The 26,842-nt window shown below is 62.7% G+C and carries 8 protein-coding genes and 1 pseudogene; 6 read left to right on the top strand and 3 right to left on the bottom strand.

What is annotated here, in order from left to right; all coding sequences use genetic code 11:
- Positions 1-1,395, top strand: a complete 1,395-nt coding sequence (locus ACZZZ4_RS18095; RefSeq protein WP_463548368.1) for an efflux transporter outer membrane subunit — start codon at positions 1-3, stop codon at positions 1,393-1,395.
- A 1,497-nt stretch (positions 1,396-2,892) separates the two neighbouring features.
- Here the strand turns inward: ACZZZ4_RS18095 and pvdP are convergent.
- Positions 2,893-4,518 carry a pyoverdine maturation tyrosinase PvdP gene (pvdP, locus tag ACZZZ4_RS18090; protein ID WP_415763135.1) on the bottom strand — a complete coding sequence of 542 codons (1,626 nt, stop codon included), beginning with the start codon at positions 4,516-4,518 and terminating at the stop codon, positions 2,893-2,895.
- Between the two features lie 206 nt (positions 4,519-4,724).
- Here pvdP and pvdM point away from each other — a divergent pair, with 206 nt between their 5' ends.
- The 5 genes and pseudogenes from pvdM to ACZZZ4_RS18065 all read left to right on the top strand — a co-directional run bounded on the left by pvdM (position 4,725) and on the right by ACZZZ4_RS18065 (position 12,652).
- Positions 4,725-6,089, top strand: coding sequence for a pyoverdine-tailoring dipeptidase-like protein PvdM (gene pvdM, locus ACZZZ4_RS18085; RefSeq protein WP_415763136.1), 1,365 nt, complete (start codon positions 4,725-4,727; stop codon positions 6,087-6,089).
- Positions 6,086-7,372, top strand: a complete 1,287-nt coding sequence (pvdN, locus tag ACZZZ4_RS18080; RefSeq protein WP_463548367.1) for a pyoverdine-tailoring periplasmic protein PvdN — start codon at positions 6,086-6,088, stop codon at positions 7,370-7,372. The genes pvdM and pvdN overlap by 4 nt, the downstream gene beginning before the upstream one ends.
- Before the next feature lie 36 nt (positions 7,373-7,408).
- Positions 7,409-8,295: pseudogene (gene pvdO, locus ACZZZ4_RS18075) on the top strand (dihydropyoverdine dehydrogenase).
- A 109-nt stretch (positions 8,296-8,404) separates the two neighbouring features.
- Positions 8,405-10,054: a cyclic peptide export ABC transporter gene (locus ACZZZ4_RS18070; protein ID WP_463548366.1), complete on the top strand. Its 1,650-nt coding sequence runs from the start codon at positions 8,405-8,407 to the stop codon at positions 10,052-10,054.
- Positions 10,055-10,168: 114 nt separating this feature from the next.
- Complete coding sequence (locus ACZZZ4_RS18065; protein WP_463548365.1) at positions 10,169-12,652, top strand: TonB-dependent siderophore receptor; 2,484 nt, start codon at positions 10,169-10,171, stop codon at positions 12,650-12,652.
- A gap of 841 nt (positions 12,653-13,493) precedes the next feature.
- On the opposite strand, the gene ACZZZ4_RS18060 is transcribed toward ACZZZ4_RS18065, so the two are convergent.
- Positions 13,494-14,450, bottom strand: a complete 957-nt coding sequence (locus ACZZZ4_RS18060) for an alpha/beta hydrolase (RefSeq protein WP_463548364.1) — start codon at positions 14,448-14,450, stop codon at positions 13,494-13,496.
- A 69-nt stretch (positions 14,451-14,519) separates the two neighbouring features.
- Complete coding sequence (locus tag ACZZZ4_RS18055) at positions 14,520-26,834, bottom strand: non-ribosomal peptide synthase/polyketide synthase (protein ID WP_463548363.1); 12,315 nt, start codon at positions 26,832-26,834, stop codon at positions 14,520-14,522.
- Between the last annotated feature and the right edge of the window lie 8 nt (positions 26,835-26,842).

Here is a 26,842-nt window from a genome sequence, read left to right as displayed (position 1 = left end):
ATGAAAGTGCGACTGACGTTTCTCGCCGCCAGCCTGTTGCTGGCGGCCTGCAGCAGCCCGGCGCCGCGCCTGGACAGCGGCGTGCAGCCACCGAGCGCGTGGCAGTCCGCCGCCAACCATGGCGCGCTGCAGAGCAATCGGCAATGGTGGACGCAATTCGGCAGCCCCGAACTGGAGCGGCTGGTGGAACAGGCGCGGCTGGGCAGCTACGACCTCGCCGCCGCCGTGGCTCGGGTCAGACAGGCCGAGGCCAGCGCAACCATTGCCGGCGCCCCGCTGCTGCCCGAACTCAAGGCCGGGCTGAACGCCAACCGGCAGAAATTGATCCACGGCAAGGGCTACAGCCAATTGGATGTCAGCCCGGAGAATCGCTCGCTGGATTATTACGATGCCGAGCTCAGCGCCAGTTACGAAATCGACTTCTGGGGCGGCAAGCGTGCCGCCCGCGACAGTGCCGTGTTCGGCGTGCAGGCCAGCGAGTTCGACCGCGCCACCGTCGAGCTGACCTTGCTCAGCGGCGTCGCCAACAGTTACACCCAGGCCCTGGCCTTGCGTGAGCAGGCGCGCATTGCCGGACTCAATCTGGCCAATGCGCAAAATGTCCTGCATCTGGTGCAGACCCGTTTCGACGCCGGCAGCGCCACCGCGCTGGAACTGGCCCAGCAGAAAAGCCTGGTGGCCGAACAACAGCGCCGCCTGCCGCTGGTGCATCAACAGGCGCGCGAAGCACTGATCAGCCTCGCCGCCCTGCTCGGCCAACCGGTGCAAACCTTGCCGTTGCCCACGCAATCCTTCGCCCAATTGCACTGGCCAGACATCGCCAGCGGCGTACCGAGCGACTTGCTCAGTCGGCGTCCGGACATTGCCAGCGCCGAGGCCAGGCTCGCCGCAGCCCAGGCTGATGTCACCGTCGCCCGCGCCGCCATGCTGCCGAAAATCACCCTGACGGCAAGCCTCGGCAGCGGCGCTGATCTCGCCGCCGATTTGCTGCGCACGACGTTCTACAACCTGTCCTCGGGGCTGACCGCGCCGATCTTCAACAACGGCCGCCTCAGCGCCGAACGCGACAAGGCCAAGGCCCGCCAGGATGACCTGCTGGAGACCTATCGCGGGGCGATCATCAACGGCTTCGCCGACGTCGAAAAAGCCCTCAGCAGCATTCGTGGCCTCGACGAACAGCGGCAATGGCAAAGCGAAGAACTGAAACAGGCACAAACCGCCTTCGACATCGCCCAGAGCCGCTACCAGGCCGGCGCCGAAGACCTGCTCACCGTCCTGCAAACCCAGCGCACGCTGTATGCGGCGCAAGACCTGAACGTGCAACTGCGCCTGTCGCGATTGCAGGCGAGCATTGCCTTGTACAAAGCGTTGGGTGGGGGCTGGGAGGTGATCTGACGGAGATGCGTCGACTGGACTGACGCCTTCGCGAGCAAGCCCGCTCCCACAATGAAATTCGGGTCAGGCCAAATACTTCGCTCCAACCATGCCCACTCTGTGGGAGCGAGCCTGCTCGCGAAGAGGCCGTGTCAGTCAAAGATGTAATGGATGACCCACCGCTTTCGCGAGCAAGCCCGCCCCCGCAATGAAATTCGGGTCAGGCCAAAACCTTTGCCCCGACCATGCCCCCCTGTGGGAGCGAGCCTGCTCGCGAAGAGGCCGTGTCAGTCAAAGATGTAACGGATGACCCACCGCATTCGCGAGCAAGCCCGCTCCCACAATGAAATTCGGGTCAGGCCAAAACCTTCGCCCCGACCATGCCCCCTGTGGGAGCGGGCTTGCTCGCGAAGAGGCCGTGTCAGTCAAAGATGTAACGGATGACCCACCGCATTCGCGAGCAAGCCCGCTCCCACAATGAAATTCGGGCTAGGCCAAATACTTCGCTCCGACCATGCCCACTCTGTGGGAGCGAGCCTGCTCGCGAAGAGGCCGTGTCAGTCAAAGATGTAATGGATGACCCACCGCATTCGCGAGCAAGCCCGCTCCCACAATGAAATTCGGGCCAGGCCAAAACCTTCGCCCCGATCATGCCCGCTCCCACAATGAAATTCGGGTCAGGCCAAAACCTTTGCCCCGACCATGCCCCCTGTGGGAGCGGGCTTGCTCGCGAAGAGGCCGTGTCAGTCAAAGATGTAACGGATGACCCACCGCATTCGCGAGCAAGCCCGCTCCCACAATGAAATTCGGGCCAGGCCAAATACTTCGCCCCGACCATGCCCACTCTGTGGGAGCGAGCCTGCTCGCGAAGAGGTCGTGTCAGTCAAAGATGTAACGGATGACCCACCGCTTTCGCGAGCAAGCCCGCTCCCACAATGAAATTCGGGTCAGGCCAAAACCTTTGCCCCGACCATGCCCCCGCTGTGGGAGCGAGCCTGCTCGGGAAGAGGCCGTGTCAGTCAAAGATGTAATGGATGACCCACCGCTTTCGCGAGCAAGCCCGCTCCCACAATGAAATTCGGGCCAGGCCAAAACCTTCGCCCCGACCATGCCCCCTGTGGGAGCGGGCTTGCTCGCGAAGAGGCCGTGTCAGTCAAAGATGTAACGGATGACCCACCGCTTTCATGAGCAAGCTCGCTCCCACAATGAAATTCGGGTCAGGCCAAAAACTTCGCCCGACCATGCCCCCCTGTGGGAGCGGGCTTGCTCGCGAAGAGGCCGTGTCAGTCAAAGATGTAACGGATGACCCACCGCATTCGCGAGCAAGCCCGCTCCCACAATGAAATTCGGGCCAGGCCAAAACCTTCGCCCCGATCATGCCCCCTGTGGGAGCGGGCTTGCTCGCGAAGAGGCCGTGTCAGGCAATGATGCACTGGATGACCCACCGCCTTCGCGAGCAGGCTCGCTCCCACAAGGGGATTGCGACCTATTCTGAGTGTGTGTGTGTGTTGAACCGATCTAAAGCTGTCGGCCCTTGACCTTCAGATTCCGTGCATACCACGGGCGCTGTGGGACTTTGCGGAACAGCTCGGTCATGTTGTCTTCGTCGCCGAAGGTGATGCGCAGCGCCAGTTTCATGGTTTCCGGGTCCATCTCCACCGAGCGCCCGACCTGCAGGCCGGGCACGGTGCTGCAGCCGTGGGTGTCCGGGCCGAGCCAGGGATCGGCGACTTCCACCCAGCGCCCCGGTGCAAACCACGGCACGCCGTTGACTTGCAAACGGCTCACTTCGCCCGGATGAAAACGTTCATGGGCGCGGAACCAGTCTTCCAGGCGATCATCGATCCAGCCGTGAAAGCGCCAGAACACCGGGTTCACATGGGACGAAAACGGGTCGCCGAGAAAGTCGTTTTCCGGCGCATACCATCGCGCGCCGAAATCCGCCTGATCGCGCGCCATCGGCACCGGAATGTCGTTGGACGGATCGCGCGCCACCGAAGCCCAGCGCATGTGCAGCCAGTCGTGCAGGCCCAGTTCGACTTCCGAACCGAACTGGCCAAGGGTCAATTTCGATAAGTAGCGCGGGTCACGGTACTGCGATTCCCAAACCAGAAAATTGCTCTGAAAAGTCTCCGCCGCTTTGATGTCGCTGACCCACTTGGTGTACTCGTCATCGCCCTCGGCCAGCCAGGTCGGCGGCAGCGAATTGCCGTCGTGATTGTCGAAATAGCGGGCGAAGCCCTGGCGGTCACGCTCCAGCTCAGGCTGCGGCTGCGGGAACGCCGGCCAGGAAGGCAAATCCTGCATCGAACGGGCGATGCCTAGCATGTGCCGATGCATAAAGAAAAAATCCACGCCCGAGCCATTGCGATCCTTGCTTGGCCCACGGGCGTCGCGCTCCTTGTCACGCGGCCCGGGCTGCCAGCCGATGCCGCGCAGCGCTTCGCGTTTTTTCTCCGAGAGCTTGTGCCACTTGTCGCGGGTGGCGTGCCAGAGCTGATGGAACAAACGATGTTCGGGCGCCACCAGCCAGGCCAACAGTCGCGGATTCAGACCGGTGCGTTCACGGGCCTCGGGAAAACGCCGTTTGATGGCGATGAACTGATTGTCCAGCTCGGGCCACGCCAACGGCCGGTCCAGACGCAGCACTTGCCCGGTGAACGTGGCGCTACCGGCATTGCCGAACGCCGCCCAGACCTCATCCAGTTTGACTTTGAATTCATACACCGGCGGCGCCAGCGGCGCATCGGTGCGCAGCAGGCGCCAATACATCTCGGCGCCGTTGCCCGGTGCCAGATCGCCGATCACTTGATAACGCGCAGGCCCCTCGGCACGCAGATTGGTCCCGGTGTCGAGATAACCACGCAGGCCGCGCCCACGATGGGCAATGTCGAGAAACAGCTCCAGGCCTTGCGCTGGCAAACCATCAAGCCCCGCTGCCGCACCGGTAAAGCGAATGTCCCAGACCCCACGCAAATTGTCCGCCAGCTGCTGCCCGGCGGTGTCCGCCAGATCGACCGTGGCTTCGCCCGGGGTGATCGGAAACTCCTCGCGGGTCAGTTCACGATGTGCATAAAAAGCGGCAGGCAGCGCGGCGCCCGTAAGTGCCATGCCCGCCATGAACCAGCGTCGAGAGATCGTCATTGCCCTACCTGTGTCAGCCATGAAGCAGGCTTTATCCAAGCTAGAACGTTTGCTCGGCGGGGAAATTTACGCTGCCGGCAAAACATCACGACGGTGCCGCCGAGCATTTGTAACGCGCGCCTAAATTAGCCCTGCAGCCACTCGTTCTTCCCAGATAGCAAAGGCCCCTGCGCCTGTACCTCGACGGCGAACTGAATGAGATGGCAATGACAAAACCGCGTTGGAAAAAGGCTCTATTCATCGGCCTGCCGCTGGCCCTGGCGATCAGTGCCGGCGCAGGATTTCTGGCCTGGGATTACCTGAACAACCCCGGCTACCCGGTGAAAGTGATGAAACAGGCGACCGAGTTGCAGGATCGCCTGCTGTCGTTCGACAGCCACATCACCGTGCCGCTGAGTTTCGGCAGCCACGATCACGAAGCCGACAAGGATGGCTCGGGCCAGTTCGACCTGGTCAAGGCCAATCGCGGGCGCCTGTCCGGTGCGGCGCTGACGGTGTTCGGCTGGCCGGAAATGTGGAACGGCCCGAACGCCCCGCACCGTCCGACCGAGGGCTTTGTCGAAGAGGCGCGCAACCAGCAGGAAGTGCGCTACAAGATCATCTCCGGGATCGTCCGCGACTTCCCCAATCAGGCCGGCATCGCCTACACGCCGGATGATTTCCGCCGACTGCACGGCGAAGGCAAGTTTGCGATTTTCATCAGCATGCTCAACGCCTACCCGCTGGGCAATGATCTGAGCAAACTCGACCTGTGGGCCGGGCGCGGCATGCGCATGTTCGGCTTCAGTTACATCGGCAACAACAGCTGGGCCGACTCGTCGCGGCCGCTGCCGTTTTTCAACGACTCGCCCGACGCCCTCGACGGGCTTTCGGAAATCGGCAAACAAGCGGTGCAACGTTTGAACGATCTGGGCGTGATCATCGATGTTTCGCAGATGTCGACCAAGGCCCTCGAGCAAGTCGCCGAACTGAGCCGTACACCGCTGGTGGCCTCGCACTCGGCGCCAAGGGCGGCAGTGGATATTCCGCGCAACCTCAGCGACAAAGAGCTGCAACTGATCAAGAACAGTGGCGGCGTGGTGCAGGTCGTCGCCTTCTCGCAGTACCTGAAACCGTTGACCCAGGTCACGCAGGACAAACTCAATGCGCTGCGTGCGCGCTTCGATCTGCCGCCACTGCCTAATTTGGCCATGGCGCTGATGCCGGGCGATCCGATCATCACCGCCTGGTCGGAGCAGAAGCTCGGCCAGTACGCCAGCGGCCTCTACGCGATCCTCGAAGAGGAACCGAAAGCCACCCTCAAGGACTTCGGCGACGCCATCGATTACACGGTACGCAAGATCGGTATCGACCACGTCGGCATTGCTTCTGACTTCAACGATGGCGGCGGCATCAAGGGCTGGGAAAACGTCGGCGAAATCCGCAACGTCACCGCCGAACTGCTGCAGCGCGGCTACTCCGAAGCGGACATCGCCAAGCTCTGGGGCGGCAACTTCATGCGCGTCTGGGATCAGGTGCAGAAAGCCGCGAAACCGGCACTGGCGTCGCGCCAGGAGGTGGCCCGGCCATGACTGATCGTCGCACTTTTCTGAAACACGCCGGCCTGCTCGCCGCCGCCCTGCCCCTGGGCGCCAGCCTGACTGCACCGGCGGCCATCGCTGCCGCGCAGAATGCCTCGCGGGACAAATGGGCGCAGTTGCGTCAGTTGTTCGATCAGGATCCCCAAGCCATCCACTTCGCCAATTTCCTCGTCACCTCACACCCCAAACCGGTGCGCGAAGCCATCGAACGCCATCGCGCGGCGCTGGATCTGAATCCGGGTCTGGCGATGGATTGGGATCTGGGCGTCACCGAGAAGCGCGAAGAAAACGTGCGCCAGTGGGCCGGCCAGTATCTGCAAGCCAAACCGGCGCAGATCGCCCTGACCGGCAGCACCACCGAAGGCCTGGCGATGATCTACGGCAGTGTGCAGGTGCGCGCGGATCAGGAAATCCTCACCACGGTTCACGAGCATTACTCGACGCGCAACATTCTCGATTTCCGCAGCCGGCGTGACGGCACGCGCGTGCGCAAACTCACCCTGTTCGAAACCCCGCAAAGCATTTCTCTGGATCAGGTGCTCGACACGATCAACCGTAATATCCGCCCCGAGACCCGCGTGCTGGGCATGACCTGGGTGCATTCCGGCAGCGGCGTGAAACTGCCGATCAGCGAGATTTCGCGGCTGGTCGATGAGCACAACCGCCAGCGCGACGACCAGGATCGGCTGATTTACGTGGTCGATGGCGTGCACGGTTTCGGCGTCGACGACCTGAGTTTCCCGCAGATGAACTGCGACTTTTTCATCGCCGGCACCCACAAGTGGATGTTCGGCCCGCGTGGCACCGGCATCGTCTGCAGCCGCACGGAAGAACTGAAATACGTCAGCCCCAGCGTTCCGACCTTCTCCGAGGCCACGGCTTTCTCGACCATCATGACCCCGGGCGGCTACCACGCCTTCGAGCATCGCTGGGCGCTGGACGAAGCCTTTAAGTTGCACCTGCAACTGGGCAAGGCCGAGGTGCAGACACGCATTCATCAGCTCAACAGCTACCTAAAGGAGCGCTTGCAGGAGCACCGCAACATCGAATTGGTGACCCCGCTCGACTCGCAGTTCTCCGCCGGTTTCACCTTCTTCCGGATCAAGGGCCAGGACAGTGACGAAGTTGCCGCTTATCTGATGCAAAACCGGGTGATCTGCGACGCGGTCAGCCGCGATGTCGGGCCGGTGATTCGCACCGCGCCGGGCTTGCTCAACAGCGAAGCCGAAGTGGATCGCTTCATGGACATCCTCGGCAAAAAGCTGCGCGCCTGACCCTCGACTGCCGTTTTCCTTTCAAAGAGACGACCCATGAAAAAGCCTCACGCGTCACACCTCTCCAAAGCCCTGCCCGCACTGGCGCTGAGCGCCCTCTGCGCCGCACTGACTCCCGGCAACGCGCTGGCAGCGACCGCGCCCGCTGCTGGCAAAGTGTTCAAGGACTGCAAGGACTGCCCGGAAATGGTCGTGCTGCCGACCGGCAGCTACACCATGGGCACGCCGGATGATGAAGTCGGCCGTCAACCCGACGAAGGCCCGCTGCACACCGTGACTTTCAGCAAACCGTTGGCCATCAGCCGCTCGCAGGTGCTGGTGGGCGAATGGGACGCCTATGTGCGCGAGACCGGCAACAAGCCCTACGACTTCGATGATCGCCCCGGCCGCCGCTGCACCGCCGGCAAGCCGGAATTCAAACAGACGCCCCGCGACCCGGCCGTGTGCATGAACGTCGCCGAAGCCCAGGGCTACATCGACTGGCTGTCGAAAAAGACCGGCCACGCCTATCGCCTGCAAAGCGAATCGATCCGCGAATACGCCGCCCGTGGTGGCAGCGCCGGGCCTTTCCCCTTTCCGTTCGATGAGGACAAGGATTACCAGATCTCCAGGCACGCCAACACCTACGGCGCGGCCGACGGCTACAACTTCACCTCGCCCGCCGGCACCTTCCCGGCCAACGCGTTTGGCGTGTTCGACGCCCACGGCAACGTCTACGAATGGACCGCCGATTGCTATCACCCGGACTACTCCGGCGTGCCCGCCGATGGTCGCCCATGGACCCGGAAAACTGCGAACGCCAAGTCATGCGCGGCAACGATTGGGGCGAGGCGCCGATCTTCTCGCGCTCGGGCAACCGCAACAGCAGCTGGCCGACCAGCAAGGGCGACTGGCTGGGCTTTCGCGTAGTGCGCGACCTCTGACACTGCCCTCGACGAGCGCAGCCACGCCTGCGCTCGGTTAAAGAAACTCCGCGACCATTCGTTTTCCTTAAGTACCGGCACTCCCTCCGCATCGAAGCAGGAATCCTCCATGACCAAGCCTACGCGTGGGGCGATCAACGAATTGTTCGCCCTGCTCAAGCCCTTCCGCCTGATCGTCTCGGCGTCCATCGTGCTCGGCATGCTCGGCGGCCTGAGCGTCACCGTGCTGCTGGCGACCATCAACAACGCCCTGCATTCCGATGACGGCCTGACCCGCACGGTGGTGATGATTTTCGCCGGCCTCTGTGCCCTGGCCCTGCTGACCACGATCCTGTCGGACATCGGCACCAACTATGTCGGCCAGCACATCATCGCCAAACTGCGCAAAGAGCTGGGGGAGAAAGTCCTGTCGGCGCCGATCGACCAGATCGAACGCTATCGCAGCCATCGCCTGATTCCGGTGCTGACCCACGACGTCGACACCATCAGCGACTTCGCCTTCGCCTTCGCGCCGCTGGCGATCTCGATGACCGTGACCCTTGGCTGCCTCGGCTATCTGGCCATGCTGTCGTGGCCGATGTTCCTGATGATGCTGGTGGCCATCGCCATCGGCACCACCATCCAGGCGATTGCGCGGGCCAAGGGCATGCGCGGTTTCTACGCCGCCCGCGACTCCGAGGACGAACTGCAGAAGCATTACAACGCTATCGCCGAAGGCGCGAAGGAACTGCGCATCCACCGCCCGCGCCGTCAGCGCATGTTCGTCGCCGGCATTCAGAAAACCGCCGAGAAAATCTGCGACACCCAGATCAGATCGATCAACACTTTCGTCATCGCCAAGTCGTTTGGCTCGATGCTGTTTTTCGTGGTCATCGGCATGGCCCTGGCCCTGCAATCGCTGTGGCCGAGTGCCGACAAAGCGGTGATGAGCGGTTTCGTTCTGGTGCTGCTGTACATGAAGGGGCCGCTGGAACATCTGATCAGCACCCTGCCAATCATCAGCCGCGCGCAGATTGCCTTCCGTCGCATTGCCGAACTCAGCGAACAGTTCTCATCGCCGGAACCGCACCTGTTGCTGCAGGATCAGGGCAGCAAGCCGGCCGTCGTCAACAGCCTGGAACTGCGCAACGTGCGCTACGCCTTCCCGCCCGTGGAAGGCAGCGAACCGTTCCGCCTCGGCCCGGTGAACCTGCGCATCGAACAGGGCGACATCGTGTTCATCGTCGGTGAGAACGGCTGCGGCAAAACCACGCTGATCAAATTGCTGCTGGGTTTGTATGCGCCGACCGAGGGCGAAATCCGCGTCAACGACAAGCCGATCACTGCGGTCAGCCGCGACGATTACCGCCAGAACTTCACCACGATTTTCGCCGACTACTACCTGTTCGACGACTTGATTCAGGGCGATCGTGAGGTACCGCAGGATGCCACCCGCTACCTCGAACGTCTGGAGATCGCGCACAAGGTCAGCGTGCGCGACGGCGCGTTCAGCACCACTGACCTGTCCACCGGCCAGCGCAAACGCCTGGCACTGGTCAACGCCTGGCTCGAAGAGCGGCCGGTGCTGGTGTTCGATGAATGGGCGGCGGATCAGGACCCGACCTTCCGGCGGATCTTCTATACCGAGCTGCTGCCCGACCTCAAGCGTCTGGGCAAAACCATCATCGTGATTTCCCACGACGACCGTTACTTCGACGTCGCCGATCAACTGGTGCGCATGGAGGCCGGCAAGGTCAGAAGCGAACTGCAAACCGCTTGATCGAGGCAGCCGCGACCGGGCCGGAGAAAAACTTTTCCGGTTTGCCGCGGCTTCCTCGTCTTAATGAGATGAATAAGAACCATTAACAACTATACCTGCCAAGGTCTTAACCTCATGTCCGCATCCCGTTTCATGCTTCGCCCTCTGACTCGAGCCCTGCTGATGCACGGCGCGACCCGCACACGCCTGGCCGGTAGCGGCCTGGGTCTGGCACTGAGCCTCGCGGCAGCGCCATATGTCCAGGCCCAGGAATGGACCCTGAACATCCCTGCCCAACCGCTGGCCCAGGCCCTGCAGACCCTCGGTCAGCAGACCAGCCTGCAAATCGTCTACAGCCCGGAAAGCCTGCAAGGCCTGCGCTCCAGCGCCCTCAACGGCCGCTATCAGGACGACGAGTCGCTCAAGGCGATGCTCAGCGGCACCGGCATTCGCTATCAGCGTGACGGCAACACCGTCACCGTGCTCGGCCCGGCCACTGGCGGCAGCGCAATGGAACTGGCGCCGACCAACGTCAACGCCAACCGCCTCGGCGCCACCACCGAAGGCAGCAACTCCTACACCACCGGCGGCGTGACCATCGGCAAGGGCGTGCATTCGCTGAAGGAAACGCCGCAGTCGGTCACGGTGATGACCCGCAAGATGCTCGATGACCAGAACCTCAACACCATCGAACAGGTGATGGAGAAGACCCCGGGCATCACCGTCTACGACTCGCCCATGGGCGGCAAGTATTTCTACTCGCGCGGTTTCCGCATGAGCGGCCAGTACCAGTACGACGGCGTGCCGCTGGACATCGGCAGCAGCTACGTGCAGGCGGACAGTTTCAACAGTGACATGGCCATTTACGACCGCGTGGAAATCCTCCGCGGCGCGGCCGGCATGATGAAGGGCGCGGGCGGCACCGCCGGCGGCGTCAACTTCGTGCGCAAGCGCGGCCAGGACACCCCGCACACGCAGCTGTCGCTGTCGGCCGGGACCTGGGACAACTACCGCGGCCAGGTCGACACCGGCGGCCCGCTGAACGACGCTGGCACCGTGCGTGGCCGCGCCGTGGTGACCCAGCAGACCCGGCAGTATTTCTACGACGTGGCTGAACGCCGCGACCAGATCTACTACGGCGCCCTGGACTTCGACCTCAGTCCCGACACCACCCTCGGTCTGGGCATGGCCTATGAAGACGTCGACGCCACCCCGTGCTGGGGCGGCCTGCCGCGCTACGCCGACGGCTCCGACCTGCACTTGAAACGCTCCACTTGCCTGAACACCTCGTGGAACAACCAGCGCAGCAAACGCGCCACCTACTTCGCCGACGTCAAACACCAGTTCAACGATGACTGGTCGCTGAAAGTCGCCGGTGTCTACTCGCGCAACACCCAGGACATGGAATATTCCTTCCCGAGCGGCACCGTGCCGTTGGGCGCCACCGCGACCAACACGCTGATGCTCGGCAGTACCTATGATTACGATCAGCGCGACTACGGTTTCGATGCTTACGTCGACGGCAAATTCGACGCGTTCGGCCAGCAGCACGAACTGATCGTCGGCGCCAACGCCAGCCGTTCGCACAAGGACGACTTCTACGCGGTGGCGGCATTGCCACAGCGTCAGAACGTGTTCAACCCGAACCACAACATCCCGCAGCCAGATGAAAGCTACTACCTGGCCAACGCCTCCCGTGGCGGCCCGGTGGACATGCACATCAAGCAATACGGCGCTTACTCGATCGCCCGCCTGAAACTCGCCGACCCGATGACCCTGGTACTCGGCAGCCGGGTCAGCTGGTACAAATCCGACACCGACTCGGTGCAGTACTTCCGTGGCGAAGGCACCGAGGTCAACACCCAGTCCACCGAATCCGGCCAGGTCACGCCGTTTGCCGGCCTGCTGTACGACCTCAACGACAACCTGACCGCCTACGCCAGCTACACCGACATCTTCACCCCGCAAGGCTCGTACAAAACCATCGACGGCAGCACGCTCAAGCCGCTGATTGGCCAGAGCTACGAGCTGGGGATCAAGGGTGAGTGGTACGACGGTCGTCTGAACACCACGTTCAACCTGTTCCGCACCATCCAGAAAGACGCGGCCCAGGATGACCTGCGGTGCGAAGACAGTTCCTGCCAGATCAACTCGGGCAAGGTCCGCGCCCAGGGCTTTGAAGCTGAAGTCAGCGGTGAAGTGATCGACCGCCTGCAATTGCTCGCCGGTTATACCTACACCCAGACCAAAGTGTTGGAAGATGCCGACGCCACTCAGGATGGCGCGGTGTACAACTCCTACGTGCCGCGTCACCTGTTGCGCGTGTGGGGTGATTACGCCCTGAGCGGACCGCTGGACCGTGTGACCATTGGTGCGGGTGTCAATGCACAGACGGGCACCTACCGCGTTTCGCCTCTGGGCGGGGACAATGTCGACGGCGCGGGTTATGCGGTCTGGAACGGTCGCATTGGTTATCGGATCGATGACACCTGGTCGGTAGCGTTGAACGGCAACAACCTGTTCGACAAGCGTTATTACGCGACCATTGGGACCGAGGGGTTCGGTAACTTCTATGGTGAACCGCGGAATTTTGTGATGTCGGTGAAGGCTGATTTCTGATTTTTTGATTTGAGCTGTGAGAGAGCCCCGCATTGTGAGATGTGGGGTTTTTTTGTTTTTTGGGATTGGGAGCTTATCCGTTGCTGCGGGTGTTGCCGCTGGCGGTTTCGCTCTTACAGCGAGTCACCTTTTTCAAACGCCAAAAAGGTACCCCAAAAGGCTTTGCCCCGGCGTACGGCCCGCTCGCTAAAGCTCGGGGTACCTTCGTTACGGGACCGATCCGGGCGCAGCGGCTACGGTTTGCTTCGCTGCACCTCCTTCCGCTGTGTACGACTGCGTCGTACGGTCGCTGCGCTCCCACCCCCGGATCGATCCCGTAACGAAGCCTGCCGAAGGGGCAAAAGATCAAAAGCCGGATCAAAAGCCAAAGCAAAAGCCAGATCAAAAGATCGCAGCCTTCGGCGGCTCCTACAGTTGGATCAGGTGCGGGCATAGAGAAATCGGTCGGCTGTCAGGACGCCTTCGCGAGCAGGCTCGCTCCCACAAAAGCAAAAGCAAGGCAGCGCAGCTGCCCGCGGCGAAGCCGCACCACTCAACAATGAGCGCAAGCTCGAGTGCTTTTGATCTTGATCCACCGGCGACATCGGAAGGCTGAGTGGAGGGATTGATCCGGGCGTGGGAGCGCAGCGACCGTTCGACGAAGTCGAACACAGCGGAAGGAGGTGCAGCGAAGCAAACCGTACCCGCTGCGCCCGGATCGATCCCGCAGCGAAGGAACCCGAGCCTGCGAGGGCCGAACGTAGGAGCAAGCCTTTTGGGTTACCTTTTGGCGTTTGAAAAAGGTGACCCGCCGTAAGGGCGGAACCGTAATCAGCAACACCCGCAGAAACGGATATGCACACTAAACCAGAGCCCGCGCAAGCGCCCCACCCACCCTCGGATAAACCTCCAGAACCCCAGGCACCACCGCCCCCAACCGCAACAAATCATGAGTCAACCCGGCACAAACCTCGACCTCGACCTCAACCCCCTGCCCACGCAGCCTGTCGACATAAGCCTGCCCCTCATCCAGCAACGGATCAAACCCGGCCAATACCACAATGGCCGGCGCCACCCCACGCAAATCCTCCGCCAGCAACGGCGAAAAACGCCAATCGAGATAATCCTCCGGCCCACGCGCATAGTGCTGATAAAACCACTCCAGCGTGTCGTTCTCGAGCAAATACCCCTCGCCAAACAACAGCCGAGAATCATGCACCCGCGAAGCATCCGTCACCGGATAACACAACAACTGCGCCTTCGGCGCGATAGCCACCGTGTGCGGTTGCCGCACCGCCTGAATGGCCAACACCGTCGCCAACGTCGCGCCTGCGCTGTCGCCGCCAAACGCAACGCGCGAACCATCCAGGCCGAGACTCGCAGCCTGTTCCGCCAGCCAGGCTACAGCGTCCTCGCCATCCTCCAGCGCCGTCGGAAAGCGATGCTCCGGCGCCAGCCGATAACCGACCGAGAGCACCGCACACGGCGTGCGCTGGCAAAACTCGCGGCAGACGCCGTCGTGGGAATCCAGACTGCCAACCACAAACCCGCCACCGTGGAAATACACCAGCACCGGCAGCGGCGATTCAACACCGTTGGGCCGATACAAACGCAACGCCAGCGCCGCGCCATCCCGGGCCAGTGTTTCGATTTCCGTGACGTCCAGGTCCAGCGGCGCCGGCCAGCGCAGTTGCGCGGTGGTCTGTTCGAATGTAGCGCGGGCCTCGCTCGGGCTCAGCTGGTGCATGGCTGGCAGGCCGGCGTCCTGGCTGTCTTGCGCGAGGTCGAGGAAAGCTTCCAGATCAGGGTGTAACGACATCGATAAAAATCCTTGTATCCGCAATAGGACGGGCGCGCCTGAGCAGCGCCCGCGCAAAAGACCGGGCGATCAACCCACCCGTGCCATGCAATGCTCGATCAACGCTTCAAGCTCACGCTGGTAATCGCTCATCAGCGCATCCATGGTGCCGGCGCGGTAACGCTGACTGCTGTAAATGCAGCGCAACGCCAGTTGCCCGTCATAGACCTGGCCGACGATTTCCAGCCAGTTGCCCAGATTCGCCTTGAGGCTGTAGTTGTCGCCGGTCTCTTCCAGTGCCGGCACCAGCAACGCCTGTTCATCGAAGCTCTGGTCGAACTGCCCGAGGTAGTTGAAGGTAACCCGTGCCTGCGGCAATCCGGCCAGTTGCGCCGAGATTTCCGGCCCGGCCAGATGACGCAACACGCCGTAGCCGATGCCCTTCTGCGGCACGCCCGCCAGTTGCGCCTGCACATCGATGATCGACTGGCCGATGTCGTCGCTGTCCGGGTGCAAACGCACCGGGAACATGCTGGTGAACCAGCCGAGGCTGCGGCTCAGGTCGATCGATTCGAAGAGGTCTTCGCGGCCGTGCCCTTCGAGCAGGATCAACACCGACGGTTGCTGGCTCCAGCGGCACAGCGCGCGGCTGAGCGCTGACAACAGCAAGTCGTTGATCTGCGTGCCGTACACCGCCGGGGCCTGTTTGAGCAGTTGTTCGGTGTGCTCGCGGGACAGCTTGAGCCGCGCCTGCGCCTGTTGCCGCACAAGGTTCTTGCCGCGCGGGTTGTCGCACGGCAGATCAACGCCGGGTTGATCCAGTTGCTCCAGCCAATAGCTCAGCTCCTGTTCGGCAATCACTGGCGCCTGCGCCTGCAATGCCTCGGCAAACGAACGGTAACTGCTGGTGCGAATCGGCAGTTGTGGCGGCAGCCCCTGCACGCACGCTTCATAAGCGACTTTCAGGTCGTCGAGCAGAATCCGCCACGACACGGTGTCGACCACCAGGTGATGAATCACCACCAGCAAGCGCGCCTGACCATCCGGCAAGGCCACGTGCATGACCCGCCAGACCGGCCCGTCATCAAGTTTGAGGCTGCGCTGCGCGAGGTTGGCCAAGGCTTCGACCTCTTCGCTGCTTTGCGCTTCGCGGCGCCACAGCACAGCCTCGTCGGACAAGCGGGTGCTATAGCGCTGCAACCAGCGCCTACCGTCGTTGGAAAAACGCAGGCGCAGCGAATCGTGATGTTGTTCGATCAAGCCCAGCGCCTGTTCGAGTGCATCGAGATCCAGCGGCTGACGTGCGCTGAGCAGCAACGACTGGTTGTAGTGATGCGCCTCGGCCATGCCTTCGGCGAAGAACCACTCCTGGATCGGCAGCAGATTGAACGCGCCCTCTGCGGCAACCTGAGTCAGGTCCGGCAGCGCTTGCCCAGTGCCCTCCTTCGCGACTTGCTGCTCGAGAATGCCGGCGATGGTTTGATAGCGCATCAGATCGCGCAGCTTCAGCTCCATCTGCAGGGTCGGATGGTTTCTCACCCGCGAGATCACTTGCAGGCTGAGGATCGAATCGCCGCCCAGTTCGAAGAAGTTATCGCTGATACCGACCTGCCCGACCTGCAACACCTGCGCCCAGATTTCCGCCAGCAGGCATTCCTGCTCGGTGCGCGGGGCAACATATTCGTCGTTTTTGAACTCCGGCTCCGGCAGTGCCTTGCGATCGAGTTTGCCGTTGGGCGTAACCGGGAACGCACTGAGGCAGACGATCTGTGCTGGCACCATGTATTCCGGCAGCGAAGCGCGCAGCCCGGCCTTGAGTTCATCGCCGATATCATCGCCTGTGGCAGTGACCACGTAACCGATCAATTGCTTGCCGGAGGCATTGTCGCGGGCAATCACCAGCGCATCGCTGACTTCCGGCAACTGACGCAGGCTGGCCTCGACTTCGCCCAGCTCGATGCGGAAGCCGCGGACCTTGACCTGATGGTCGATGCGCCCGACGTAATCGACTACGCCGTCCGCGCGACGCCGCACCAGATCGCCGCTGCGGTACAGGCGCTCGCCGAGGGCAAACGGATTGGGCACGAAGCGTTCGCCGGTCAGGTCGGGGCGCTCGTAATAACCGCGAGCGACACCGTAACCGCCGATGTACAGCTCACCGGCAAAGCCCGGCGGCAGGGGATTCAGATCGTCGTCGAGCACGTACAGCGACCGCGCACCCACCGCGCGGCCGATCGGTGCATAGGCCGCTTCGCAGTGCTGGCTGATGGCGACTTTCCAGAGCATCGGCGTGACCACGGTTTCGGTCGGGCCGTAGCCGTTGGTGAAGAACTGCGGACGCAACGCGGCTTTGACCTGTTCGAAGGTCTGCTCCGGCACCGCATCGCCACCGAAGCAGTAGATGCGCACTGGCGGTGGTGCGATGCCACTGGCGGCGGCGTACTCGGCGAGTTGTTTGAGATAGGCCGGCGGGAAGCAGGCGATGGTCACGCCGTAATCGTGCAGGGCCTGATAGGTCTGCTCCGGCGTCCACAGACAACCGTCGCGAATCACCAGACGACCGCCGCTGTACAAGGTACTCAGCCAGCGTTCGTGAGCGCCGTCGAAAGCGAACGACATGAAGTGCAACTCGCAACTGCTCGCGTCCATTTCGTACAGCTCAGCAATGGCCTGGCAGTGCATGCTCAGCGGTCCCTGGGTCACGGCCACGCCTTTCGGCCGCCCGGTGGAACCGGAGGTGTAAACCAAGTACGCCAGGCTCTGCTCGTGAACATCGCAGACCGGGGCAGCGTCGCTGTAAAGACTGCGATCGAGTTGATCGATTTCCAGACGCCGCACGCCTTGTGGTGCAGGCAACGTCGCGCGCAGGCTGGTTTGCGTCAGCAGCAGGGCCATGCGCGAATCTTCGATCATGTACGCCAGACGCTCCGGCGGATAATCAATGTCCAGCGGCACGTACGCCGCACCGCTCTTGAGCACGGCGAGGAAGCTCACCAGCATTTCCAGCGAACGCGGCAATGCCACGCCGATCACCACTTCCGGCCCGGCGCCGTGGGCGATCAGGCACTGCGCGAGTCGATTGGCCTGCCGCTCAAGTTCGGCGTAGCTCAGGCTCTCGCCGGCGCATTGCACCGCGATCGCATCGGGTTGCTGTTGCGCATGACGGCTGATCAGCTCCGGCAGCAACTGCGGCGCATGGCGGTGGGAAGGCTCGGCGCTCCAGGCCTGCGCCGCTTGCCATTGCTCGGCGGACAGACGCTGCAAGTTGCCCAGCCGCTCATACGGCGCAGCCATCATCGCCGCGAGGGTGTTTTCCAGGGTCAGGCGAATGCCTTCTACCGCCGCGGCGCTGAAGTGGCTGCGCAGGTACAGGTACTCGATCGACAACTCGTCGCCGAGCATCACCGCAAGGTCCATCGGCACGTTGGTCACGCCGTGGCCGATGGATTTGCCGAAGGTCAGCTCGGTGTCGGTTTCTTCCTGCAAGCGCTCGTCGATCGGGAAGTTTTCGAACACCACGATGCTGTCGAACAGCGCCTGACCACCAAGGTTCGACCAGCGCTGCACATCGGCCAGCGGTGCCTGGGAGTAATCGCGAATGTCGAGGTTGTAGGCCTGCACTTCCCCCAGCCAGTCGGCCAGACGCTGATCGGCCTGTGGGGTCTGAATGATCGGCAACGTGTTGATGAACAGGCCGAGCATGTTGCCGACGTTCGGCAGACTTTCCGGACGCCCCGATACGGTGGCGCCGAAGGTCACCGTCTGTTGGCCGGTGTAGCGTTGCAACAGCAGCAGCCACGCGCCCTGGATCAGCGTGTTGGGGGTGATGCGCAGGTCGCGGCAGAACTCCAGCAGACGCGCGGTTTGCGCTTTGTCCCAGTTCGAATAGAGCGCATCGTGACCGGTAACGTCGGCACTGTGACGCGGGTGCATCGCCTGACTCAGCGCGGTCGGTTCGTTGACCACCGCCAGACGCGCCTTCCAGAACAGCTCTTGCGCATCCTGATCCTGCGCCTGCAACCAGGCGATGAAGTCGCGATAACGGCCATTTTCGCCAGTCACCTCGCCCGTGGAGTAGTACTGCAAAACCTCGCCGAACAGCCGCGAACTGCTCCAGCCGTCCATCAGAATGTGGTGGCTGGTCCAGATCATCTGGTACTGCTCGTCGCCCAGCTGCAGCAGGGTTACCCGCTGCAATCGCGCTTCGGACAAGTCGAAGCCCAGCGCGCGATCGGCGCTGGCGAACTCGGCAATCGCCGCCTCGCTGCAGTCCTGCCCACGCCAATCGAGCACCTGCATCTGCAACGGCGCATGGCGATGCACCACCTGCAGCGGTTTGGCCAGACCGTCCTGCCAATGGAAACTGGTGCGCAGGATCGCCTGACGCACAATGATGAATTCCCAGGCCCGGCGGAAACGCTCAACGTCGAGGCCCTTGATCGGCAGGCTGACCTGTTGCACGTAAAGGCTGCTGCCGTTATCCGACAGGGTGTGGAAGAGCATGCCCTCCTGCATCGGCGACAGCGGATAGACGTCTTCGATCAGCTCCGCCGGCACCGGCAACGCATCGAGCTGCGCCTGATCCAGTTGCGCCAACGGGTAGTCGCCGGCGCTGGCGGATTGTGCGTCTTCAAGCGAAACCACTGCGGCCAGTTTCTGCACCGTCTGCTGCTGGAACAGGTCTTTGGGCGTGAAGCAAATGCCCTGCTGACGCGCACGGCTGACCAGTTGGATCGAGACGATCGAATCACCGCCGAGGGCGAAGAAATTATCGGTCACGCCGACCCGCTCGATTTTCAGAATGTCCTGCCAGACCTCGGCGAGTTGCTGCTCCAGCGGCGTCGATGGCGCGACGTAATCGCGTTGTGCCTGGCTGGCATCCGGCGCCGGCAAAGCCTTGCGATCGAGTTTGCCGTTGGGTGTCAACGGCAATTGCTCAAGGAACAGCCACTGCGCCGGCACCATGTAGTCCGGCAGATGCGCCTTGAGCGCGGCTTGCAGCGCAGTGCTCAGCTCATCCAATTGCGCGGGGCTTTGATCGGCCTCGGTCGGTACCACATAAGCCACCAATTGCTGGCCGCCAACGCCATCCACCGCCAGCACCACGCCTTCGCGCACGCTGGCCTGGGCCAGCAGACGCGCTTCGATTTCGCCGAGCTCGATACGGAAGCCGCGCACTTTGACCTGATGGTCGATGCGGCCGACGTATTCAATACGGCCGTCATCGATGAAACGCGTCAGGTCGCCGGTGCGGTACATGCGCTCGCCGTTGCTCGTCAACGGATTCGGCACGAAACGCTCGGCAGTCAGTCCCGGGCGCGACAGATAGCCACGGGTGATGCCCTCACCGGCCAGATACAGCTCCGCTGCGACGCCGACCGGCGCTTCCTGCAATTGCTCGTCGAGCAGGTACGCAGTGGTGTTGCGCAATGGCCGGCCAATATTGGCCTGACCGCCGAGTTCGCGGAGGGTCCAGGTCGAATACGTGGTGTCTTCGGAAGGCCCGTACAGATCGTAGACGTGGGCGACCGAAGTCTCGCGGTACAGCGTGTCGACCAGTGCCTGCTTGAGCGGCTCGCCGGCCAGATTGATGATGCGCACGCCCGGCGGGATCTGGCCGATGCGTTGCAACGCGGCAATCGCCGACGGCACGGTGTTGATCAGGCGCACCTGATCACGCTCGGGCAAGTCCGGTAGCTCTAGAGCATTGCGCGCCATGACCATGGACCCGCCACGCGCCAGGGTGACGAAAATCTCCCACACCGACAGGTCGAAGCACACCGACGTCGAGGCCAGCACGCCTTGCAGATCGTCCTCGCTGTAGACCTCGGCGGACCAGTGAATCAGTGCCTGTACGTTGCGATGGGCGATGGCCACGCCTTTCGGTTTGCCGGTGGAACCGGAGGTGTAGATCACGTAGGCCAGATTGGCCGAATTGGCGCGCGCCGGCAGGTTGTCCGGCGCCTGCGATGCAAACGCCTCGCCGCCGGCCTCGACCAGCACCACCTGCGCTTCGCTGGACGGCAGTTGCGCCAGCAACGCCTGCTGGGTCAGCAGAACTTTCGCCTGGCTGTCATCGAGCATGTAGGCCAGGCGGTCGGCCGGGTAGTCCGGGTCCAGCGGCACGTAGGTGCCGCCGGCTTTGAGCACTGCCATCAGGGCGATCACCAGTTCCGCCGAACGCGGCAGCGCCACGCCGACGCGCACTTCGGCGGTGACACCCAGCGTCACCAAATGCCGAGCCAACTGGTTTGCCCGCCGGTTCAGTTCGCCGTAGCTCAGGGCCACGCCGGCATGACTCAACGCCAGTGCCTGCGGATGCGCCGCCACCCGTGCTTCAAAGCTCTGTGAAATCAACCGCTCGGCCGGATAAGCCGCGTGATTGTCGTTCCACTGCGCCAGCGTTTGACGCTCGGCCAACGGCAGTAGAGCGATCTCGCCGAGTGCCCGCTGCGGCGCCTGGATAAATTGCTCGAGCACTTCACGCAGATGCGCGGCCAGAGCGAGCACGCTGCGCTCGGCAAAGTGCTCGGTGAGGTAGTTGAAATCGAGGTTGAGCACTTCGCTGGCGCCAGCGATCAGGGTCAGGCCGTAGTTGGTCTGCTCGCGATGCTCCAGACCGGAAAAACCCAGCCCGCCCGGATTGGCCTCCAACGCATCGGACACCGGATAGTTCTCGAACACCAGCAAGGTGTCGAACAACGCTTCGCCACTCAACGCGGCCAGACGCTGAATGTCTTGCAACGGCGTCTGTTCGTAGTCGCGCAACAGCAGGTTCTTGTCCTGCACGCTGCGCACCCAATCGCCGACGCTGAGGCTGGCCTGCGGGCTGGCGATCACTGGCAAGGTATTGATGAACAGCCCTAACTGTTCTTCGATGCCCGATAGATCCACCGGCCGCCCGGAAACCGTAGCGCCAAACGCCACCGTGGCCTGGCCGGTGTAGCGCTGCAACACCAGCAGCCATGCCGCCTGCACCAGACTGTTGAGGGTCACCTGTTGCTGACGGGAGAAGTGGTTCAGGCGCTGGGTCAACGCTTCATCGAAATGCAGACGATGCATCTGTTTGCCCGGCCCCGGTACGGTGCGTCCATGACACGCCGAGGCCAGTCGGGTCGGTTCGTCGAGTTCGGCCAGTTGCCCGCGCCAGAAGTCCTGCGCGGCGGCCTTGTCCTGGCCCTGCAGCCAGACCAGAAAATCGCGATAGCGGCCCTGCGCGCTCGGCACCGGCTGGCCGGCGTAATCCTGCAGCACTTCGCCGAACATGCGCGAGTTGCTCCAGCCATCCATGAGGATGTGGTGACAAGTGAAAATCAGCCTATGGCGATCGTCGGCAGTGCGCAGCAGGCACAGGCGCAGCAGCGGTGGATTCTGCAGATCGAAGCCGCGTTCACGGTCGGCTTGCGCCCGCGCCTCAAGCACGGCCGGCAGATCAGCGGCATCGCGCACATCGATTTCCGGCATTTCCAGGGTCAGTTGGCGATTGATCACCTGCAACGGCGCATCGAGGCCGTCGCGGCCCCAGATGAAACCGGCGCGCAGCACTTCATGGCGATCGACCACGCGCTGCCAGGCTTGCTGGAACCGCGCAACGTCGAGGCCGTCGATGTCCAGCAGCATCTGATAGACGTAGGCGCTGGCGTCCGCGTCGTACAGGCTGTGGAACAGAATGCCCTGCTGCATCGGCGCCAGCGGATAGATGTCCTCGATGCGCTGGGCGGCAATCGGCAGGCTGTCCAGATGCGCCTGGGTCAAACCGGCCAGCGGCACGTCAGACGGCGTGAGGCCGCCCGCATGGCTGAGGCAGTGGTCGATCAATTCGTTCAGTGCCACTTCGTAGGCGCGGGCCAGAGCGGCAATGGTCGCTTCTTCGAAGACGTCACTGGTGTAAGTCCAGGTCAGGCTCAACTGGCCCTGATAAACCCGGCCATCGATGGTCAGCCAGTTGGCCATCGGTGCGTTTTCGTCCTGACCGGCGCCCTTGTCCTCGGTGGCTGGCCGCCACAAGGCGTCTTCGTCAAAGTTGTTATCGAACTGGCCGAGGTAGTTGAACGTCACCTGCGGTTGCGCCAATTCATGCAGTGCCGCTTGTGCGTCGGCCGTGCCGAGATAACGCAGCAAGCCGTAGCCGATGCCCTTGTTGGGAATCGCGCGCAGTTGCTCCTTGATGCCTTTGATCGAGCTTTCCAGGCTGGCGTTTGGCGTCAGGCGTACCGGGAACATGCTGGTGAACCAGCCGACGGTGCGGCTCAGGTCGATGTCATCGAAGAGGTCTTCGCGGCCATGGCCTTCGAGCTGCACCAGCGCACTGTCGCTAGCGGTCCACTCGCAGAGCACCCGCGCCAGTGCGGTCAGCAGCAGGTCGTTGGCTTGAGTGCGGTAGACCGCCGGAGCCTGTTGCAGCAATTGGCGGGTACGTTCGGCGTTCAGTCGCGTGTCGACGCTGCGTTCGAAGCGGTTGTTCAATTGACCCTGCGGATTATCCAGCGGTAAACCGAGCGGCGCGTCGCGCAACTGCTCGCGCCAGTAACTCAGTTCGCTGCCCAGCGCCGCGCTGCGCGCGTGCTCTTGCAGGCGCAAGCCCCAATCCTTGAACGCGCTGGTCTTGGCCGGCAGATGCACGCGCTGTCCGCTGCTGATCTGCTGATAGGCGCTTTGCAGGTCTTCGAGCAGGATTCGCCACGACACGCCATCGACCACCAGGTGATGAATCACCAGCAGCAGACGCTGACTGGCGTCCGGCAAATCGATCAGCGCCGCGCGAATCAGCGGGCCGTTGTGCAGGTCGAGGCTGCGTTGCAGGTCCAGGCACAGCGCTGGCAATGCCGCGCTGTCGTCCAGCGTAAAGCTGCGCAACAAGTCTTGTGGCTGATCCGCCGCGCCGTGGCTTTGCTGCCAGCCCTGCTCGGTTTGGCGATAACGCAGACGCAAGGCGTCATGCTGTTTTTGCACCTGCGCCAGGGCCTGTTGCAGCGCAGTGGCTTGCAGGGTTTTCGCCGGGGTCAGCAGGATCGACTGGTTCCAGTGGTGGCGCGCCGGGATGTCGCTGTGGAAGAAATACTGCTGGATCGGCGTCAGCGGCGCATCGCCGAGCACCTCGCCCTGCTCCGTTTGCACGGCGTCGCTTTGTTGCGCGACGGTGGCCAGACGCTGCACGGTCTGGTGCTGAAAAATGTCCTTGGGCGTAAAGCGGATACCGACCTGCCGCGCGCGGCTGACCACTTGAATCGAAATGATCGAATCGCCGCCCAGCTCGAAAAAGTTGTCGTGAAGCCCGACCCGTTCGACTTTGAGCACGTCCTGCCAGATCTCGGCCAGACGCTGCTCCAGTTCACTGCGCGGCGCCGCGTAGGCCTCCAGCACTTGCGCAACGTCCGGTTGCGGCAGTTGCTTGCGATCGAGCTTGCCGTTGGCGGTCAGCGGCAGTCGGTCGAGGAACGCCCAACTGACCGGGACCATGTAATCCGGCAGGGTTTCGCGCAGGTGCGCCTTGATCGAATCACGCAGCGCGCCCTGCTCGTCGCCGTTCAATGTCTCAACCGGCACGACCCAGGTCGCCAGTTGCTGGCCGCTGAGGCCGTCCACCGCCAGCACCACCGCTTCGCGCACCTGTGGATGCTTGAGCAGTTGCGCTTCGATTTCACCGAGCTCGATGCGGAAACCACGGATTTTCACTTGCTGGTCGATACGGCCGATGTACTCGATCACCCCATCGCCGCGCAGGCGTGCGAGGTCGCCGGTACGGTACAGACGCTGGCCAGCCTTGCGGTTGAACGGGTCGGGCACGAAGCGGGTGGCGGTCATGCCGGCCTGATTCAGATAACCACGGGCCAGACCGGCGCCAGCAATGTACAACTCGCCGATGCAGCCTTGTGGCACCAGGTTGAGCGAGCTGTCGAGCAAGTACCACGACAGGTCGACAATCGGCGCGCCGATCGGGCTGCTGTGATTGCTCTGCAGATCCGCCAGCGACAACGGTCGGTAAGTCACGTGCACGGTGGTTTCGGTGATGCCGTACATGTTGATCAGCGTCGGCGTGCGGTCGCCAAAACGCTCGAACCACGGACGCAGATTCTGTACTTCCAAAGCCTCGCCGCCGAACACCACGTAACGCAGGGCATTACTGCGGCTCGACTCGCAGGCGACCTGCATCAACGGCTTGAACGCAGACGGTGTCTGGTTCAGCACCGTGACGTTTTCATCGCACAGCAGCGTGTAGAAATCCGCCGGCGAACGGCTGACGTCGTGCGGCACGACCACCAGTTTGCCGCCGTACAACAGCGCGCCGAAAATCTCCCACACGGAAAAGTCGAACGCGTAGGAATGGAACAGCGTCCAGCTGTCCTGCGCGCCGAAATCGAACCAGTGCTCGGTGGCGCTGAACAGGCGCATCACGTTGCCGTGCGGCAGTAGCGCGCCCTTGGGTTTGCCGGTGGAACCGGAGGTGTAGATGACGTAGGCCAGATTGTCCGGCGTGGTCAGGCATGGCGGGTTGCTTGCGATGCCGTGCTCCGGCGTTTGATCCAGATCGAGGCAGATCAGCCCCGGCGGCAGCGGCAATTGCCCGAGCAAATGCCCCTGGGTCAACAGCAAGTAAATTCCGCTGTCGTCGATCATGTAGCTCAAGCGGTCATCCGGGTAGCTCGGGTCCAGCGGCACATAGGCGCCGCCGGCCTTCAGCACCGCGAGAATGGCGACGATCATGTCCAGCGAACGCTCGACCGCAACGCCGACGCGCACGTCCGGGCCGACACCTCGTTCGATCAGGGTGTGCGCCCACTGATTAGCGCGGCGGTTGAGTTCTGCGTAGGTGAGGCGCTGCCCGACAAAGGTCACCGCCACCGCATCGGCATGCAGCTCAGCCTGGGCCTCGATGGCTTGCTGGAGGCACTGGGTCAGCGGTTGTTCAATCAGCGGCGGATTCCATTGCGCCAACAGCTGTTGCTGCTGGCCGGCGTCGATCATCGACAATTGGCCGATGCGCTGGCTCGGCTCGGCGACGATCGCTTGCAAAAGCGCAGTCCAGTGCTGCGCCAGGCGCTCGATGGTCGCGGCGTCGAACAGGTCAGTGGCGTACTTGAGCACGGCTTCGATGCCGTGGGCCTGTTCGGTGGTGTTGAGTGTCAGGTCGAATTGCGCGGTCTGGCTCTGCCATTCCAGCGGTTCGATGTTCAGGCCGTTCAGGCGCGTGGCGACGCTCGCACGGCGCTCGGCCTGGTGGTTGAACATCACCTGGAACAGCGGACTGTGGCTGAGGCTGCGGCCCGGCTCCAGCGCTTCGACCAGTTGCTCAAACGGCAAATCCTGATGCGCCTGCGCCTCCTGCGCGGTCTGTTTGACCTGACGCAGCAGTTCGATAAACGGCAGCTCTGCGTCGATGTCCGCCTTGAGCACCTGGGTGTTGACGAAGAAGCCAATCAACCGCTCGATTTCCACCCGGCCACGGTTGGCCACCGGCACGCCGACACGGATGTCGCTTTGCCCGCTGTAGCGATGCAGCAAGGCCTGAAACGAAGCCAGCAGCAACACGAACAGGGTGACGTTTTCCTGCCGGGCAAAGGCCTTGAGGGCATTGCATAGCGCCGTGTCGAGAATCAGGTTATGGCTGGCGCCGGCAAAGCTTTGATCGACCGCGCGCGGGCGATCCAGCGGCAGTTCCAGCACCGGTTGTTCGCCGCCGAGCTTTTCCTGCCAGTAGGCCAGTTGGCGCTCCTGCTCACCGGCCTCCATCCACTGGCGCTGCCACAAGGCGTAATCGGCGTATTGAATCGGCAGGGCCGGCAGACCGGCGTCGTGACCGAGGTTGAAACCGGCATAGAGCTGCACCAGTTCCTCGATCATCACTTGCAGCGACCAGCCATCGGAAACGATGTGGTGCAGGGTCAGCACCAGCACATGCTCATCCGGGTTGACCTGCAGCAGCGCGGCACGCAGCAACGGGCCGTGCTGCAGGTCGAAAGTCTTTTGGCTCTGGGTCTGGACGAAAGCTTCGATCGAGTGCTCCGGGTCATTCGCCGGATCAGCGCGCAGGTGATGAATCTCCAACGCAAAGGGTCCTGCGGGCAGGACCACTTGCAAGGGTTGTGCGCTGTCTTGAGTGAATACGGTGCGCAAGGTTTCGTGGCGCTCGATCAGCGCCGCAATGCTGCGTTCCAGTGCCGGCACATCCAGCGGCCCCTGCAAGCGCAGGGCCGTCGGAATGTTGTAGGCCGCGCTGTGCGGTGCCCACTGCCAGAGGAACCACTGGCGCTGCTGAGCGTAGGACAGCAGCAACGGCTCTTCAGCCGTGCGCTTGAAAACCGGGGCAATGTCAAAGAGGTTGACGCCTTTCTGCTTGAGCAGAATCGCCAGAGCCTTTCTTTGCTTAGCCGAAAGTTGTCCTACCGACTCGATTAACTCTTGCACGCGTTTTT

This window comes from Pseudomonas sp. AC252 (assembly GCF_979258105.1).
This window is presented reverse-complemented; position numbering and strand designations above follow the sequence as displayed.